The following is a 16,088-nucleotide window of genomic DNA, read 5'->3' as shown; positions in this document are numbered from 1 at the left end:
CGTCATTCCCCTTCGCTCAGTTCGCCCACGGCAGCGGCGCGTCGTTCAAGCCCCAGTAGAGGCTCTTCTGCTGCATGTACTCGCGGATGCCGAGACGGCCCTTCTCGCGGCCCATCCCGCTCTCCTTCCAGCCCGAGAACGGCGTGGAGATCGAAAACAGCTTGTACGTGTTGATCCAGACGGTGCCCGTCTCGAGCGCGCGCGCAATGCGCCACGCGCGCTTGTAGTCGCGCGTCCAGATGCCGGCGGCAAGGCCGAACACGCTGTCGTTCGCCTGCGCGATCAGCGACGCTTCGTCGTCGAACGGCATTGCGACCAGCACCGGTCCGAAGATTTCTTCCTGGCAGATGCGCGCGGTGTTCGGCAAACCTTCGAGAATCGTCGGCTGGTAGAAGAAGCCGTCCTCGCGCCCGTCGCCCGACGGCCGCTCGCCGCCGCACAGCAGGCGGCCGCCTTCCTCCAGCCCGAGCGCGACGTAGCGCTCCACCGATTCACGATGCTTCGCGGTGATCAGCGGGCCCATCTGCGTGTCGGGCCGCGTCGGGTCGCCCACGCGCAGCTTGCGCGCGCCTTCGACGAGGCGTTGCATGAACGTGTCGTAGATCGCGCGCTGCACGAACAGGCGCGAACCCGCGATGCACGCCTCGCCCGACGAGCTGAAGATGCCGTACAGCACGCCGTTGACCGCGTGATCGAGATCGGCGTCGTCGCACACGATCGTCGGCGACTTGCCGCCGAGTTCGAGCGACACGGGCATCAGCTTCTCGGCGGCGATGCGCGCGATGCCGCGGCCCACTTCGGTGCCGCCGGTAAACGACACCTTCTTCACGAGCGGATGGCGCACGAGCACGTCGCCGATCACCGAGCCCTTGCCCGGCAGCACGCTCAGCACGCCCTTCGGCACGCCGGCCTCCTCGCAGATGCGGGCCAGCGCGAGCGACACGAGCGGCGTGACTTCGGCCGGCTTGAGCACCACCGCGTTGCCGCCGGCGAGCGCCGGCGCGAGCTTCTGCGCGTCGGATGCGATCGGCGAATTCCACGGCGTGATCGCCGCGATCACGCCGATCGGCTCGTGCACGCTCATCGTCAGGTAGTCGCCGCGCGACGGTGTCAGTTCCTCGTCGAGCGTTTCCAGGCACGCCGCGAAATAGCGGAACGTGTTGGCGGCGCTCGCCACCAGCACGCGCGTCTCGCCGATCGGCTTGCCGTTGTCGCGGCGCTGCAGGTTCGCGAGCGCCTCGTGACGCTGCATGATCAGGTCGGCGATCCGGTACAGCACCAGCGCGCGCTGGTGCGGCTTGAGGCCGGCCCAGTCGGCGCGGCGCCACGCGGCGTCGGCGGCCACGACGGCTTCGGCCGCGTCTTCCGCGTTCGCCGTCGATACTTCCATGTTCAGCGACTGGTCGGCCGGGTAGATGCTCGCGTAAGGCGCGCCGCGACCGCGCCGCCACTCGCCGCCGATCAGGATGTCGCCGTTGGGTACGAGGCTCGTATCGAATGGAGTCATGTCACAAGTCCCACTAATCTGTCTCTGCGCAGCCGCCCGCGCCGTGGCGCCGGCGGCCGTTCAATGGCCCGAATGGCTGCGTCGCACGCTCAGATCACGCAGCGGGCCGCGCGGTTGCGCAGCGCGCGGATCGCGCTGTACGCGGTCAACGCGGACGTCTTCGGGTTGTCGGGCAACGGCTTGCCACTCATTTCGAGCGACATTTCGCCGAACGCGCCGCGTGCGGTAATGCGGTGCACGTTACGCGCGACGGCCGGATCGGCAATCAGGCGCACGCGCGTCGCGTCGAGGCCGAGGCCCGCGAGCGCGACCGTCGCCGCGACGTTCGCGTTCTTCGGATACAGCCGCGCGGCGTCGCGTGCGGTGCCCTCGAAGATCACCTTCTCTTCGGTCATCGCACGCAAGTCGCACAACGCCTCGGCAGGTGTGCCGAGCCAGCCGAGCGGCGGCTTGCGGCCGACGTACAGCACCTCGTCGAGGCCGCCCTGCTTCGCCGACGCCAACGCGTCGATTCCGCCGATCGCGCCGGACAGCAGCGTCAGCGTCGCGTCGCCTTCGTCGGCGGCCTGCGACAGCACGTCGAGCAGCGCAAGGTCGGACAGCGCGCCGATCGATGCGACCGCGCAATCGGTGCCGGCCTTCAGCAGCGGCACGACGTGATCGACGAGCGCGCCGTGCCCCGCGCATTCGAGCGCGAACTCGGGCAGGTGGGCCAGTGCATCGACCGACGATACGACCTCCACCGCGCTTCCGAGCTCACGCTGCACCGCGTCGCGCTGGTGCTCGGGCACGATCACGTGCGCGACGCGCAACGATGCATCGTGCTCGACCGCGTGATACACGGCCGCACCGATCGCGCCGAAGCCGATCATCGCGATGTCGACGGGCGCATGCCCGTGGGCGTGGTTGTTACGCATACTGCCGCTCCGACGGCGTTTCTTCCTTCTTCACCGGCGGGCCTGCGAACTGCGATGCGAACGAGCCGACCGACAGCATGTCGACTTCAACCATCACCGGCCCTTCCTTCGCCATCCCTTCGCGCACGATCGCTTCGGCCTGGTCGAGCGACGAGATCCGGTAGTGCGTGAGGCCGAAACTCGCGCAGAACTGTGCGAAATCCGGCTGGTGCAGCTGCACGAAGCAGCGGCGGCCGCCATAGTGCGCGTCCTGGATGTTGCGGATCACGCCGTAGCACTGGTCGTTCATCAGCACGATCATCACGTTCGCGTTTTCCTGCACGGCCGTCACGAGCTCGCCGACGTTGACCATCAGGCCGCCGTCGCCGACCAGGCAGACCGTCTTCGCCGCCGCGCCGGCCAGTGCCGCGCCGATGCCCATCTGGATGCCCTGGCCGATGCCGCCGCCGAGCGCATGCACGCCAGCGCGCGGTTCGAAGATTTTCAGCAGGCGGTTGCCCCACGTGCTGTTCGAAATCGTCACGTCGCGCACCCAGTTGTAGTCGCGGCCCACCGCGCCCTGCAGCGTATCGACCAGCTTCTTGTAGGGCCCGAGACCTTCCGACACGCTGGCGACGGCCTGCTCGCGTGCCGCCGCGAGATCGGCCGCGAACTGCGGATCGACGGACAGGCGGCCTTCGAGGCGATCGGCCAGCTCGGCCAGCACGCGCTTCGAATCGCCGTGCACGAACAGCTCGTTGCGATAGCCGCGGTTGTCGGCGAGCGCGTCGGCGTCGATGCGGAACAGCGGCTGCGGCAGCGCGAGCTTGTACTTCAGCGTCTCGTTGCCGCGCAGGCGCGAGCCGACCACGACGAGCGCGTCGCAGGTCTTGTAGAACGCTTCGACGGACGCATGCACGTTGAACGCGCCGAGCGTCGCCGGGTGATCCTCCGGCAGCACGCCGCGCCCCTGCACGCTCGTCACGACGCCGAAGCCGAGCTTCACCAGGCGTTCGACTTCCGCACGGGCGTGGCGCGCACCGCCGCCGATCCACAACAGCGGACGGCGCTTGGCCGCCAACGCATCGGCGAGCTTCGCGACGCGTGCGTCGTCGTGCTCGCGCACCGCGACGTGCGCCGGCGCGAGATCTTCCGGCCACTCGATTTCGGCAGCCTGGATGTCGATCGGAATCTCGACCGACACGGGCCCCGTCGGCGCGGTCTGCGCGATGCGCACCGCTTCGCGGATCGTCGGCAGCACGGTCTCGACCGTGCGCACGCGGAACGCGGCCTTCGAGATCGCGTCGAGCATCGTGAGCTGGTCCGGCGCTTCGTGGATGTAGGCGAGATCCTGGTCGAGGTACGGCGTCTCGATCTGCCCCGTGATGTGCAGCAGCGCGGTGCCGGCCGTCAGCGCCTCGACCATCGCACCCGCTGCGTTGCCCGCCGCCGTGCCGGTGCTCGTGAACGCGACGCCGAGGCCGCCCGACACGCGGGCGAGGCCGTCGGCCATGTTCACCGCGCCCGCTTCACCGCGCGCGCCGACATACCGGATGTTGCCGCGCGAGTTGATCGCGTCGAGGATCGGCATGTTGTGGATCGAGATGACACCGAATGCGGTTTTGACGTCGCACTGCTCGAGAAAGGCGGCAATCAGCTCGCCAACCGTGGTTTTTTTAGACATGGCGTGCAAAGCCTCCAGAAACGTCGATATGGCTGCCCGTCGTGTAGGACGACAGATGCGTTGCGAGATAAAAAAGTGCCCAGGCTGCCTCGTCAGGCTTGCCGAAGCGGTTCAGCGGGATGTTCTTCTTGCGGGCGAGCGCGCCCGTCCAGTCCTCCCAGCTTTCGCCGGCCTGCGCCTGCGCTTCGTAGCGGCGGCGCCATTGACCCGACTCGACGATGCCGATCAGGATCGAGTTCACGCGGATGCGCTGCGGCGCGAGTTCGGTCGCGAGCGACTTCACGAGGCTCAGCACACCCGCGCGCGCCGACGACGTCGCGACCATGTGCGGCTCCGGCTGCAGCGCGAGCAGCGAGTTCACGCAGGTGATCGTCGGCGCCTGCGCGTCGCGCAGCAGCGGCAGGAAGGCGCGCGTCGGGCGAATGATGCTGAAGTACTTCAGATCGAGCTCTTCGCGCCATGCGTCGTCGGTCGTGTCCGCGAAGGTCGACACGCGGCCCTGGCCTGCGTTGTTGACCAGCATGTCGGCGCGGCCGAAGCGGTCGGACACGGTCTGCGCGAACGCGGCCACATCGGCTTCGTCGAGCACGTTGCAGCGCACGGCGAGCAGTTGCGCGTCCGGGTATTTCTCGCCGAGCAGCGCTTGCGCGCGCGCGAGGCGTTCGCCGTCGCGGCCGCAAATCGCGACCGACGCGCCGGCCTGCAGGAACCGTTCGGCAGTCGCGAGGCCGATGCCGGACGAACCGCCCGTCACCACCGCCACCTGCCCCGTCAGATCGATCTCAATCATCGGAGTCCTAAAGCCTTCATAAACGTGTGCTCGTCATCCGAGCGGTAATTGAGCCGCCGCGACAGTTCCGCCGCCGCGCGCTGCACCTTGTCGATCAGGCCGTCGGCGATCAGCGCCGCGTCGATCTCCGGCCGAGGCACCGTCACGGTGATGCACGCGACGATCCTCTGCGTGTCGTTGCGCACCGGCGCCGTGACCACCGAAATGCCGCGTTCGAACGACGAATTGCTGACGCCGTAGCCGCGCAGCGCATCCTCGCGGATCACTTCGTACAGCGCGTCGACCGTCTCCGGCGTCGCGCTCGTCATCCGGTTCAGCGTGCCTTCCGGATACAGCGCGCGCAGCTCATTCAACGACAGGTCGCCCATCAGCACGTGGCCGTGCGTCGTCGCATACGCGGGCAAGCGTGTGCCGACGTTCACGCGAATCGAGCTGAACACCGGCGACTGGCTCTGCGCCTTCGCGACGAACACCACGTCGCGGCCGTCGCGGATCACGATGTGCGTCGTGAAACCGGTCGCGTCGCGCAGGCTCTCGATCACGGGCAGGCCGAGATCGGTCAGCTCGAGCGAGCTCAGGTATTCGAAGCCGAGCCGCAGGACGGCGATGCCGAGCTTGTAGTTTCGATCCTTGTCCGCGCGCTCGAGAAAGCCGAGCGATTCGAGCGTCTGCAGCAGACGGAACACCGTCGTGCGCGGAATGCCGAGCCGCTTGGACAACTCCGGCGCGCCCAGTACCGGCTCGCGCGGCGAGAATTCGGCGAGGATTCGCAAACCGCGTTCGAGGCCCGGCACCACGTAGTTGGCCTCGGACTTCGCGGAGTCCGCATCCTGCTGCTGCAACGGTTCTCTCATTCCAGCCCCCGTTGACGATCGCACTGACGGCAGAACGCGTCGATCAGCGACGAATAAACCCCCGGTGCTTCCACGTAACCCGCATGACCTGCCTGCGGAATCACCTGCAACCCGACGTGCGCTGCCGCGGCGATGCGCTCGCACGCGGCAGGCGGCGTGATCGCGTCGTTCGCGCCGACCGCCACCGCCGTGCGACCGCGAAAGCCGGCGAGATCGGACGCGAGATCGGCGTTCGCGAGCAGATGCGTGGCCTGCGCATAGCCGGCCGGCACGATGCGCGCCATGTTCCAGCGCACCCACGCACGCGCATCCTCGCTCGCGAAGCCCGACAGCATGTTGCCGCTGCGCTGCTCGGCGAGTCCGGCCGGGCCGAGTTCCTCGAGCATGGCAAGGCGTGCATCGCGGCGCGTGTCGCGCGTTTCCGCGGGCGCGCTGCCGTAACCGCCCGCGGGCGAGATCAGCAGCAGGCCGGCGATCCGCGCGGGCATCAGACGGGCCAACCCGCCTGCGACGATCGCGCCGAGCGAATGCCCGACCAGCACGCAGCGTTCGATGCCGAGTGCCTCGAGCCACGCGTTCAGCGACGCCGCGTAATCGGCGGCCGCCGGCGACGCGCCGTGCACCGGGGTCGACACGCCGTAGCCGGGCGCATCCCACGCCAGGACGCGTCGCGACGCGCCGAGCGTGTCGAGCTGGCGCACCCACGATGCTGCGCCCGAGCCGATCCCGTGCAGCAGCACGACGGGCAGCGCGTGGCCCGCATGCTGCGCGCCGGCCTCGCGAAAACCGATCGTGCCCGCCGCGCCGGCCGCGCAGCGCCGTTCGGGAAACTGCCCGAGCAGCGCGGCGAACGCCGCGGTGCGGTCGCGTTCACGTTTGTCGATGACACTCATTGCTTGTTCCGCCCCGTCTCAGCGCTTGATCTTCGCGAGCGGCGAATCCGGCGGATACGTCGGCGTGATGGGCTTCGGCGAACCGAGCATCACGCACATCAGCGCGTCTTCCTCGCCGATGTTGATTTCCGTGCGATACACGCCCGGCGGCACCGAGATCAGGTCGCGCTCGCCGAGGATCGCTTCCCAGGTCTCGCCGTCGCGCTCGCAGATCACCTTCATCTTGCCGCGCAGCACGAAGAAGATTTCCTCGACGTCGATGTGGATGTGGCTCGGGCCGATGTTGCCGGCCGGGATGACCATCGTCGAAAACGTGAAGTTGCCGGCCGGCACCGTGTTGACGTCCTTCGCGACGCCCGTGCCGCCCGTGCCGACGTAGCGCATCTGCGCACGGCGATACTTCGGGTCGTAGTCGGCCTGGAACTTCAGCGCATCCCAGTCGTAGCGCCGCGTCGCGTAGCGCGCGACACGCCCTTCCATCCAGTCGCCGAAGCTTGCGCCTTCCGGCTGGTCCCACGACTTGCGTTCGAGATCTGCATCCGCCATCGTCCTCTCCTTCATTCAGAGTGAAACTTCAATTCAATTCATTACGAAGCCGCCGTTGACCGGCAGCAGTTGACCCGTCACGAAGCGCGCGCCGTCCGACAGCAGGAACAGCACGGGGCCCGTCACGTCGTCGGGCACCTGCGCGCGCGTCAGCGCGCGGCCCTGCATGTAGAACGCGTGGCGCTCGGCCGGCACGTAGGCCGTCGCCTCGACTTCGGTCAGCCCCGGCGCGATCGCGTTGACCGTCACGCCGTGCGCGCCGAACTCGCGCGCCTGCGCATGCGTCATCGCGATCACGGCGCCCTTGCTCGCGACGTACGCGAGCAGCTTCGGCGCGCCCCACAGCGCGGTATCCGATGCGAGGTTCACGATCGCGCCACGGCCCGACTGCGCGAGGTACGGCAGCGCCGCGTTGCTGACGAGCCACACGCCGCGCACGTTCACGTTCATCACGGCGTCCCACGTCGACACGTCGAGTTCCGTCGACAGCTTGCCGCCGGAGTTCGTGATCGCCGCGTTGTTGATCAACGCGTCGATGCCGCCGAGCGCCGCCGCGCCCTGCGCGACGAACGCGGTGACGCTCGCCGGATCGGCGAGATCGAGTGCGAAGAAATGCGCGACGTGGCCCGCTTCGCAGAGTTGCGCGGCAAGCGCACGGCCTTCGTCGGCCAGCACGTCGCCGAACGCGACCTGCGCGCCCGCGTCGACGAGCGCCGTCACGAACGCCGCGCCGAGCCCGCGCGCGCCGCCCGTGACGAGCACGCGGCGACCCGCGAGCGACACGACCGGAGCGCGCTCAGCCATTTGCCGGCTCCGATGCGGCCTGCGCCTGCGCCGCGCGATGCGCGTCGAGTGCGGAAAGATGCTCCTGCGCACGCGTGCGCAGCATCCGGCGCACACGCGTCATGCCGACGTCGTGCTGGTACAGGTATTCGTGATCGCGCGCATTCGGCGCGAGGCTTTCGAGGACGTAGCGGTCCTGCTCGAGCACGTCCCAGTGCAGGCCCTCGAGGCGGTTGCGGTACATGAAGCGCCAGACGTCGCGCTGCCAGCCGCTGACCTTGCGGGTGCGCCAGAAATAGACCTGGCAGTTGTCGCCGTCGACCGGCGTCGCGAAGCCAATGATCCCGAAGTTGCCGCCCGGGCCGAACTTCTGCTTGTACGGAATCGCGAGGCGCATCCACAGGCAGCCCGTTTCGCCGAGCTCGACCCAGTCGAAGTTCACGTCGCGTTGGCCGATCTTCTCGAACATCAGGCCCGTTTCCGTCTTGCGTACGCGCATGTCGGCCTGCTTGTCGCCTTCGGCCATCGAGTGCGAGGTGGCATGCAGGTACGCGCCGTGCATCGGGTCCATCACGTTGTCGATCGCGTACTGGTAATTGCACTTCCAGTTCGACACGCACAGGAAGTGGCCGTATGCGTCGTCGACCAGTTCCTCGGGCAGGTTCAGCGGCGCCGGCTCGCCGTGCGCTTCATCGCCGAACCACAGGAAGATCGCGCCGGCCTTCTCTTCGACCGGATAGGACTTCACGCACTTCATGCCTTCGAGCGGACAGTTCGCGACCGCCGGCACGCGATTGACGGTGCCGCCGCCGTCGACTTCGATGCCGTGATACCAGCAGGCGATGTTGCCGCCGAGGTTCCAGCCGAGCGACAGGCGCGCGCCGCGGTGCGGGCAGCGATCTTCCAGCGCGTGAACCTTGCCTTCGTGATCGCGCCACAGCACGATCTGCTCGGACAGGCGCGTGAGGCCGACAGGCGCGTTCGACACCTGCCAGCTCGGGGCGACGGGATACCAGTAGTTCTTGATGCCGCGGTCGAGATACGCGCGGACCGGGTCGTGTTGTGTTTCGTGTTGTGCGGGGGACGTCATCAGTGTGCTCCGGATGCGGTTGTCGTCGGGTCGGCGGTCACGCGGTGCGCGCGCTCATTCCGCCAGCGAGGCCATTTCGGCGCGAAAGCGCTCAGGCGTCCACGCCGTGCCGTCCGGCGCGCGAAAGCCGATGCGGTTCAGGCCCGCGACGACATCGTCCAGCTCGGTCGCCCCGCTCTCGAACACGCGTTCGAGCGCGTCGCCGAGGTCGTTTTCATATTGGGTGGGCTCGGCCTTGCGGTTCTGCCAGACCTGGTTCTCGACCTGGCCCGGGATCTCGATCTGCCCCTTGCCGGCGACGTTGTTCGGCTGCGGCGCCACCCACGGCTTCAGGAAGGGATTGAAGTTGACGGTCGCTTCTTTCATGTCATTCCACCTTGATCTGGATTTCCTCGCCGGCCAGCCGCACCGCGTACTGCTTCAGTGCGCGTCCGCCCGGACCCTTCAGGCATTCGCCCGTCTTGATGTCGAACACGGCCTCGTGCAGCGGGCATTCGACAGTGCCTTCGTCGACGAACCCCTGCGTCAGTAGCGCGTATGCATGCGGGCACACGTTCTCGAGCGCATACACCTCGTCGCCGACGCGGTAGATCCCGATTTCGACGCCGTCGGTCCGCTTGAACTCGATCGGCGTGTCTTCCGACAGCGCGCCGGCGTGCCCGGCACAAACCCATTGTTCAGACATCTCACACCTTTCCTTCTGATCGACTCTCGGTTCGCTCCGGATTTGTTCCATACCCGGAACAGCAGTTTATGGATGGTGATTATAGGAGCGACTTTCCGCGAGTAAAACAAAAAGCTGCACGTCCTAGGGAAAACACTGACCGTCGGGTCGGCGCTCTCGCGCGCCGATCTCGTCAAACGAATTTTTTTGTTATATGGCGGGGATTTACCGGGTTTACGCGGGCTTCGCGCACCGAGACCGGGCATCGGTCAGAAACCCATCCGTCCCGAAAAAATTATTTTTGATCCGGTGCTGGACGCCTCTATACTCCATTCCATCAGAGGCACATTGTTCCTTATATGGAACATACGAATGCCCACTCGATGGCGAAAACGCGCGACGGCCGGCCGTTCCCGCGCGTGCCGCCACGGCACGTTTTCATCAGGTTGGAGATTCAGGAGATCAAATGGTCAAGCATGCGGTAGCAGCAGCAGTGATCGGATTGGGCGCAGCGTCGGGCGCGTGGGCGCAGAGCAGCGTGGTGCTGTACGGCAGCATGGATGCGGGCGTCGCGTACGTGAACAACGTCGGCGGCCATGCGAAGTGGGCGATGATCCAGGGCAATACGCAGCCCGATCGGTGGGGCCTGAAGGGCAAAGAAGACCTCGGCGACGGCCTGTCGGCGATCTTCCAGCTCGAAAACGGCTTCTATACGAACAACGGCCAGTTCGCGACTGCGAACACGATCTGGAACCGCGCGGCATTCGTCGGCCTCAGCTCGGAACGCTACGGCACGCTGACGCTCGGCCGGCAGACGCCGCTGACGTTCGACTATCTCGATCCGCTCAGCACGGCCTACCTCGCGATGAGCTGGTATGCGTTCCACCCCGGCAACATCGACGGGCTCGCCGCGACCGGCAACGTGCCGTACAACAACTCGGTCAAGTACCGTTCGCCGAGCTTCGCGGGCTTCTCGGCCGCGGCGACGATGGCGCTCGGCAACACGACGAACTTCTCGACCGGCAAGTCGGTCGGCGTCGCGCTGAACTATGCGAACGGGCCGTTCAAGGCGTCCGCCGTGTACTCGAACGAGCATGACCGCTCGATCCTGATCGGCACGACCGGCATCACGTCGTTCCAGGGGCAGAACACCGCGAACGGCTACATCGCGAGCAAGGTCGAGAACATCGGCGCGGGCGCGTCCTACCAGTTCGGCGACTTCCTCGTGCACGGCCTGTACACGCGCACGAAGATGCAGTCGAACGGCTTTTCGGATACGTTCCAGAGCTACGACGCGGGCGTGAACTACCGCAGCAGCGCGTTCAACACGATCGCGGGCGGCGCGGCGACCACGACGCTGGCCGGCCGCCGCTGGACGCAGGTCGAGCTCGGGGACATCTATTCGCTGTCCAAGCGCACGCAGCTGTACGCGAACGTGCTGTACGAGCACGGCTCGGGCGGCGCGAAGGCCGCGTTCTTCACGGCCGGCGCTTCGAGCACCGCGAACCAGGTGATCGTGCTGACCGGCATCCACCATTCGTTCTGAGCGGCGACGGGCGCACGCGCCCGAGGCCGGAAACGAAAAGAGCAGCCCGCGGGCTGCTCTTTTTCATTGGCGATGGATGGATAAAGCCGCACGACGCGGCGCGTGCGACGGATCAGAACATCGCGACCCGGCGGCGCGCGTGCGCGAACGTCGGGTCGCTTTCGAGCGGCCGGTAGTTCAGGCGCTGCGACAGGTCGACCGCCGCACCGCAAACCGCTTCGACGAGCCGCTCCTTCTCGCCGGCCTCGCCGATCTCCGAGCGCGGCACCGTCGCGGTGATCGCCGCGACGATCGCGCCCGAATGGTCGCGCACGGGTGCGGTCACGGCCGAGATGCCGCTCTCGAACGCGGCCTCGCTGACCGCGTAGCCGAGCCGCGCATAGTGACGCACGCGCTCGTAAAGTTCGTCGACGGTGCCCGGCGTGCGTTCGGTAAATTGTTCGAGCCGCTTTTCCGGATACAGCTGACGCAACGCGTCGCGCGTGAGGTCGCCCATCAGCACGTGCCCGTGCACGGTCGCGTGCGCCGGCAGCCGCGTGCCGACGTGCACCTTCACCGAACCGAACATCGACGTGTTGCTCTGTGCCTTCGCGACGAACACGACGTCGCGCTGGTCGCGGATCAGCAGGTGCGTCGACAGGCCCGTCGCGTCGCGCAGCCGTTCGAGCACGGGTGTGCCGAGATCGGTCAGTTCCAGCGAATTCAGGTATTCGAAGCCGAGCCGCAGCACGCCGACGCCGAGCCGGAAATGGCGGTCGCCGTTCACGCGTTCGAGAAAACCGAGCGCCTCGAGCGTCTGCAGCAGGCGGAAGGTCGTCGTGCGCGGGATGCCGATGCGCTTCGACAGCTCGGGCGCGCCGAGCACGGGTTCGCGCGCCGAGAATTCGGCGAGGATCCGCAGCCCGCGTTCGAGGCCCGGCACCAGATACGACGACGCGCCGCCGGACGATTCGTCGTCGCCGGCGCCCTGCTTCGGCGCGTCGTGGTCGACGTCCTCGCCCGCAGTCGCACGCGGCGCGCTTGCCGGCTTCGCCGGCGGTTTCGATGCGCCGCTCATCGTTGGATTGACCCTCTGCACATGGACGGAATGGAAGCGTTCAAGAAAGACCCGCAATGCTTGATTATGGATTTTCGACCGGACCGGATCAACACGATCCGGCTCATGCGGCCGGCGGCCCGATGCGCCCGACCGGACCGCGGGGCCTTCATATAGCCTGATGCGATCGGAAGGATAACAGCGATAGACAGGACTGCCCATCGGAACGTCGCCGGGTATGACGGCGGCCTGCCGGCAATGCTCGATATGCGTTCGGGTGCGTCGTGCGCGGCATCGGGCGGCATAGTCCCGACCGATGCACGAAAGGAAACGGATGGAAAAGCGGATGGAAATAAACGACCGCGCCGATCCGCGAACGGGATCGGCGCGACGGCGTCAGGCCGTCACGGCGGCGTCGTACTCGACGCGCGCGAGCTGACCGGCGGCATAGGCGTCGGCTTCGCCGCGGAAGCCGTCCGTGCTGAATGCAACGACTTTCACACCGACGCCAGATGCCCGCTTCACCGTCAGCGCCCATTGCCATCCGCCGTCTTGTTCGAAGACGTGCAGCGAGGGTTCGAGGGATGAGTCCAGTACGGTCACGGGTTGTGCTCCTGCCCTGCGCGCCGCATCGGCAACGCGTCGGACATGTCGAAAAGATGCGCCGGCTCGCGGCGCGTTTCAGCTTTTCGACAGTCTAGTCAAGGAATGTTGCGACGCACCATCAGGGCTTACACCTGCCTATCAGAACCGGGCGGTCGATGAAATCCACCTGAAATCCTTATGGCACGGGCCTTACGGGCCTATTCCCTCCGCGCGCACACAACGTGTGCGGCAACGTGCCGCATGGACGACCGATGGGCTGGATCGGTTGAAAACGGGTCGCGACCCCGGGTGGCGAACCATCCGATCGGCGCGGCTACGGGCCCGCCTCCGCCGTCACCACCCGCCGGAACGTCAGGTTGACGCGCTCGCCCTGCACGGCCGGCGCCTTCGGCACTCGGTGCTGCCATTCGGCCTGCGTGCGGCCGCGCATCACCAGCAGGCTGCCGTGCGTCAGCCGGTACGCATGCACGACGCCGGTCACACGATGACGCAGGTCGAACACGCGCATCGCACCGAGGCTCACCGACGCGATCACCGGCGCGTCGCCGAGCTCCGGCTCGTTGTCCGCATGCCAGCCGAGACTGTCCTGCCCGTTGCGATAACGATTGAGCAGCACGCTGTTGAAACGCGCGCCGCACGTCGCCTCGACCGCGTGCTTCAGGTCGAGCACGGCCGGCGTCCACGGCGCGGGCACGTTGCGGATTCCCGAATACACGTAGACGGCGTCGGGCTCGCCCTGCCACGCGGTGAGCCGCGGCAGCGGAATGCGTCCGCGTGGCGTGCGGATCGTGTCCTGCCGCCACGCGACCTCGTCGATCAGCGCGGCCAGCACGCGATCGGCCTCGGCCGGCGCGAGCCAGTCCGGGTACCAGTCCACGTCGGGCGCGGGCGTATCGGGGAAAAGATCGGGCGTCGACATGTCGGAATCAGGCAGGGGTGAACGATGCGGGCGAACCATGTCTGCATGGTAGCCAACGGCGACGCGCGCCGCCATGCGCTGTCATTCCGGCGCGTCACACGCCCGAGCGCTCGAATCGCCGATTGCGACGCCGGTGCGTTTTCGCGCGCCACGCTATCATCGCGCCGTGTCGCAGCGCGCCCTTATCCAGGGCGCTGCGTTCTTCCGCCATGCCGGCCGGCGCGACCCGGCCGCTTTCTTTCCGGATCCCATCATGACGACGCTCTCCGATGCCGCCCTCGATCAACTGTTCCGCACCGCGCGCACGCACAACGCGTGGCAGGACAAACCCGTCGACGACGCGCTGCTGCACCGGCTGATCGACCTGACGAAATTCGGCCCGACGTCGGCGAACTCGAGCCCGGCGCGCTTCGTGTTCGTCAAGTCGCCCGAGGCGAAGGCGCGCCTGAAGCCCGCGTTGTCCGAAGGCAATCTCGCGAAGACGATGGCCGCGCCCGTCACCGTGATCGTCGGCATGGACTTCGCGTTCTACGATCACTTGCCGCGCCTGTTTCCGCACGCCGACGCACGGAGCTGGTTCGCCGGCAACGCTGCGCTGATCGAGGCCACCGCATTCCGCAACGCGTCGCTGCAGGGCGCGTACCTGATCCTCGCCGCGCGCGCGCTCGGCCTCGATGCGGGCCCGATGTCGGGCTTCGACGGCGCGAAGGTCGATGCCGAATTCTTTGCGGGCACCGCGATCAAGAGCAATTTCCTCGTGAATCTCGGCTACGGCGACCCGGCCGGCCTGTTCCCGCGCAGCCCGCGCTTCGACTTCGACGATATCGCGCGCATCGAGTGACGCCTCGCTAACCGCCGCGCGTCAGCCGGATCAGCGCGATCTCGGACGGCACGCCGAAGCGGTTCGGCGGCCCCCAGTATCCGGTGCCGCGGCTCGTATAGAGCCACAGATCGCCGAAGCGGCTCAGCCCGCCGATCACCGGCTGCTGCATCCGTACGAACGGCGGCCACGGCAGGAACTGGCCGCCGTGCGTATGCCCCGACAACTGCACGGTAAAACCCGCGCGGCTCGCCGCTTCCGCGCTGCGCGGCTGGTGCGCGAGCAGGATCTTCGTGCCGACGTCGCGCGGCGCGCCCGCCAGCGCCTGCTCGGGGTCGCTGCGATGCGCGGGATCGAACCCGCCGGCGGTGAAGTCGGTCACGCCCGCGAGCACCGCGCGCGCGCCGTCGTGCTCGATCAGCACGTGCTCGTTCAGCAGCACCGTCAGCCCGATGCGCCGGAATTCGTCGATCCACTCGTGCGCACCCGCGTAATACTCGTGGTTGCCCGTCACGAGAAAGCTGCCGTGCCGCGACCGCATGCGGCCGAGCGGCGCCGTATGCTCGCGCAGGCGCTTGACCGAGCCGTCGACCACGTCGCCCGTCACGACGACGAGGTCGGCCTCGAGCGCATTGACCGCGCGCACGATCCGTTCGATATAGGGCCGCTTGATCGTCGGCCCGACGTGGATGTCGGACAGTTGCACGATCGTCAGCCCGTCGAGCGCGGCCGGCAGCCCGTCGACCGGAATCGACACGCGCTTGACCGCCGCCGTGCGGCGCGCGCCGACGAACCCGATCGCGGTGACGAGCACCGCAGCCGCCAGGACGCCGAGCGCCGTGTCGGCTGCAGCGCCGCTCCACGCGCCGTCGTGCCCGAGATGCCGCCACGCGAACACGCCGAGCAGCACGAATTCGCGCAGGAACGTCAGTACGAGCAGCGACGAAAAGAAGCCCATCACGAGCGAGCCGGCCCAGCCGACCAGCGTCGCGGCCCAGCCTTCGTCGAAGCGGCGCGAGAACATGCCGACCGGAATCAGCACGACGAAGCTCGCCAGCACGAGCGCCGCGATCGTGCGCGCCGCCGGCGACGCGAATGCGTCGGGAATGATCCGCATCCCGACGTACAGATGGAACAACACGCCGATTGCAATGAACCGGACAAAGAAACTTCGCATGGAGCGCTCACCTTCGTTGCAATACGGCTTCCGCGAAATCCGTCACACGGGGCCGTGACGCCCCATGCCGCGCTTCGCGCCATACGTACGATGGTACACAGATCCCGGCTACGACGACCGGTCGCGACCACGGGTGGAGGTTCGCGTGGCTTCGGGCGGTGATCGCGCCGTTTCCACGCCGATTCCGCCGCGTCGGCACGAGAAATGCAGCGCGCCCTCTTTAATCTGACGATCCTTTACAGTCCGTTAGCAACCCTACACGAGCGCACGCTGGCAG

At 67.4% G+C, this 16,088-nt stretch carries 17 protein-coding genes; 2 read left to right on the top strand and 15 right to left on the bottom strand.

The genetic code is table 11. The features are described from left to right. Positions 1 to 16: 16 nt before the first annotated feature. The 11 genes from DIE11_RS29860 to DIE11_RS29810 all read right to left on the bottom strand — a co-directional run bounded on the left by DIE11_RS29860 (position 17) and on the right by DIE11_RS29810 (position 9,728). Positions 17 to 1,507: an aldehyde dehydrogenase gene (locus DIE11_RS29860; RefSeq protein WP_124628982.1), complete on the bottom strand. Its 1,491-nt coding sequence runs from the start codon at positions 1,505 to 1,507 to the stop codon at positions 17 to 19. 89 nt (positions 1,508 to 1,596) lie between these two features. Further along, on the bottom strand, positions 1,597 to 2,424 hold the full coding sequence (locus DIE11_RS29855; RefSeq protein WP_059608465.1) for an aspartate dehydrogenase: 828 nt from the start codon (positions 2,422 to 2,424) through the stop codon (positions 1,597 to 1,599). Then, positions 2,417 to 4,087, bottom strand: a complete 1,671-nt coding sequence (locus DIE11_RS29850) for a thiamine pyrophosphate-binding protein (RefSeq protein WP_059686269.1) — start codon at positions 4,085 to 4,087, stop codon at positions 2,417 to 2,419. The genes DIE11_RS29855 and DIE11_RS29850 overlap by 8 nt, the downstream gene beginning before the upstream one ends. Continuing rightward, positions 4,080 to 4,877 (bottom strand): SDR family oxidoreductase, encoded by a 798-nt coding sequence (locus DIE11_RS29845; protein ID WP_124628980.1) that lies wholly within the window; start codon positions 4,875 to 4,877, stop codon positions 4,080 to 4,082. The genes DIE11_RS29850 and DIE11_RS29845 overlap by 8 nt, the downstream gene beginning before the upstream one ends. Next, complete coding sequence (locus DIE11_RS29840) at positions 4,874 to 5,731, bottom strand: IclR family transcriptional regulator (RefSeq protein ID WP_124628978.1); 858 nt, start codon at positions 5,729 to 5,731, stop codon at positions 4,874 to 4,876. The genes DIE11_RS29845 and DIE11_RS29840 overlap by 4 nt, the downstream gene beginning before the upstream one ends. Beyond that, entirely contained in the window at positions 5,728 to 6,624 is an 897-nt protein-coding gene (locus tag DIE11_RS29835; protein WP_124628976.1) for an alpha/beta fold hydrolase, read from the bottom strand. Before DIE11_RS29835 ends, DIE11_RS29840 begins: the two co-directional genes overlap by 4 nt. Before the next feature lie 18 nt (positions 6,625 to 6,642). Next, positions 6,643 to 7,170, bottom strand: a complete 528-nt coding sequence (locus tag DIE11_RS29830; protein ID WP_009692519.1) for a cupin domain-containing protein — start codon at positions 7,168 to 7,170, stop codon at positions 6,643 to 6,645. A gap of 33 nt (positions 7,171 to 7,203) precedes the next feature. After that, entirely contained in the window at positions 7,204 to 7,974 is a 771-nt protein-coding gene (locus DIE11_RS29825) for an SDR family oxidoreductase (RefSeq protein WP_124628974.1), read from the bottom strand. Continuing rightward, entirely contained in the window at positions 7,967 to 9,043 is a 1,077-nt protein-coding gene (locus DIE11_RS29820; protein ID WP_059608471.1) for an aromatic ring-hydroxylating dioxygenase subunit alpha, read from the bottom strand. Before DIE11_RS29820 ends, DIE11_RS29825 begins: the two co-directional genes overlap by 8 nt. Positions 9,044 to 9,097: 54 nt before the next feature. Next, entirely contained in the window at positions 9,098 to 9,409 is a 312-nt protein-coding gene (locus tag DIE11_RS29815; protein WP_059608472.1) for a recombinase-like helix-turn-helix domain-containing protein, read from the bottom strand. A 1-nt stretch (position 9,410) separates the two neighbouring features. After that, positions 9,411 to 9,728, bottom strand: coding sequence for a non-heme iron oxygenase ferredoxin subunit (locus tag DIE11_RS29810; protein ID WP_006758060.1), 318 nt, complete (start codon positions 9,726 to 9,728; stop codon positions 9,411 to 9,413). A 445-nt stretch (positions 9,729 to 10,173) separates the two neighbouring features. Here DIE11_RS29810 and DIE11_RS29805 point away from each other — a divergent pair, with 445 nt between their 5' ends. Continuing rightward, positions 10,174 to 11,253 (top strand): porin, encoded by a 1,080-nt coding sequence (locus DIE11_RS29805; protein ID WP_124628972.1) that lies wholly within the window; start codon positions 10,174 to 10,176, stop codon positions 11,251 to 11,253. 112 nt (positions 11,254 to 11,365) lie between these two features. Here the strand turns inward: DIE11_RS29805 and DIE11_RS29800 are convergent, their stop codons facing one another. The 3 genes from DIE11_RS29800 to DIE11_RS29790 form a co-directional block, all read right to left on the bottom strand. Further along, a complete protein-coding gene (locus DIE11_RS29800; RefSeq protein ID WP_124628971.1) occupies positions 11,366 to 12,310 on the bottom strand; it encodes an IclR family transcriptional regulator in 945 nt (314 codons plus the stop codon). A gap of 375 nt (positions 12,311 to 12,685) precedes the next feature. Beyond that, positions 12,686 to 12,892 (bottom strand): hypothetical protein, encoded by a 207-nt coding sequence (locus tag DIE11_RS29795; protein ID WP_059608475.1) that lies wholly within the window; start codon positions 12,890 to 12,892, stop codon positions 12,686 to 12,688. A gap of 316 nt (positions 12,893 to 13,208) precedes the next feature. After that, complete coding sequence (locus DIE11_RS29790) at positions 13,209 to 13,814, bottom strand: alpha-ketoglutarate-dependent dioxygenase AlkB (protein WP_185633846.1); 606 nt, start codon at positions 13,812 to 13,814, stop codon at positions 13,209 to 13,211. Positions 13,815 to 14,067: 253 nt separating this feature from the next. Between DIE11_RS29790 and DIE11_RS29785 the strand changes: the two genes are divergently transcribed. Further along, the gene (locus tag DIE11_RS29785) at positions 14,068 to 14,655 is read left to right on the top strand and encodes a malonic semialdehyde reductase (RefSeq protein WP_059608503.1); all 588 of its coding nucleotides are present in this window, start codon (positions 14,068 to 14,070) and stop codon (positions 14,653 to 14,655) included. Between the two features lie 7 nt (positions 14,656 to 14,662). On the opposite strand, the gene DIE11_RS29780 is transcribed toward DIE11_RS29785, so the two are convergent. Continuing rightward, complete coding sequence (locus DIE11_RS29780) at positions 14,663 to 15,811, bottom strand: metallophosphoesterase (RefSeq protein ID WP_059608477.1); 1,149 nt, start codon at positions 15,809 to 15,811, stop codon at positions 14,663 to 14,665. Between the last annotated feature and the right edge of the window lie 277 nt (positions 15,812 to 16,088).

The organism is Burkholderia sp. Bp9012, from assembly GCF_003853825.1.
GTDB classification, from domain to species: Bacteria; Pseudomonadota; Gammaproteobacteria; order Burkholderiales; family Burkholderiaceae; genus Burkholderia; species Burkholderia diffusa.
This window is presented reverse-complemented; position numbering and strand designations above follow the sequence as displayed.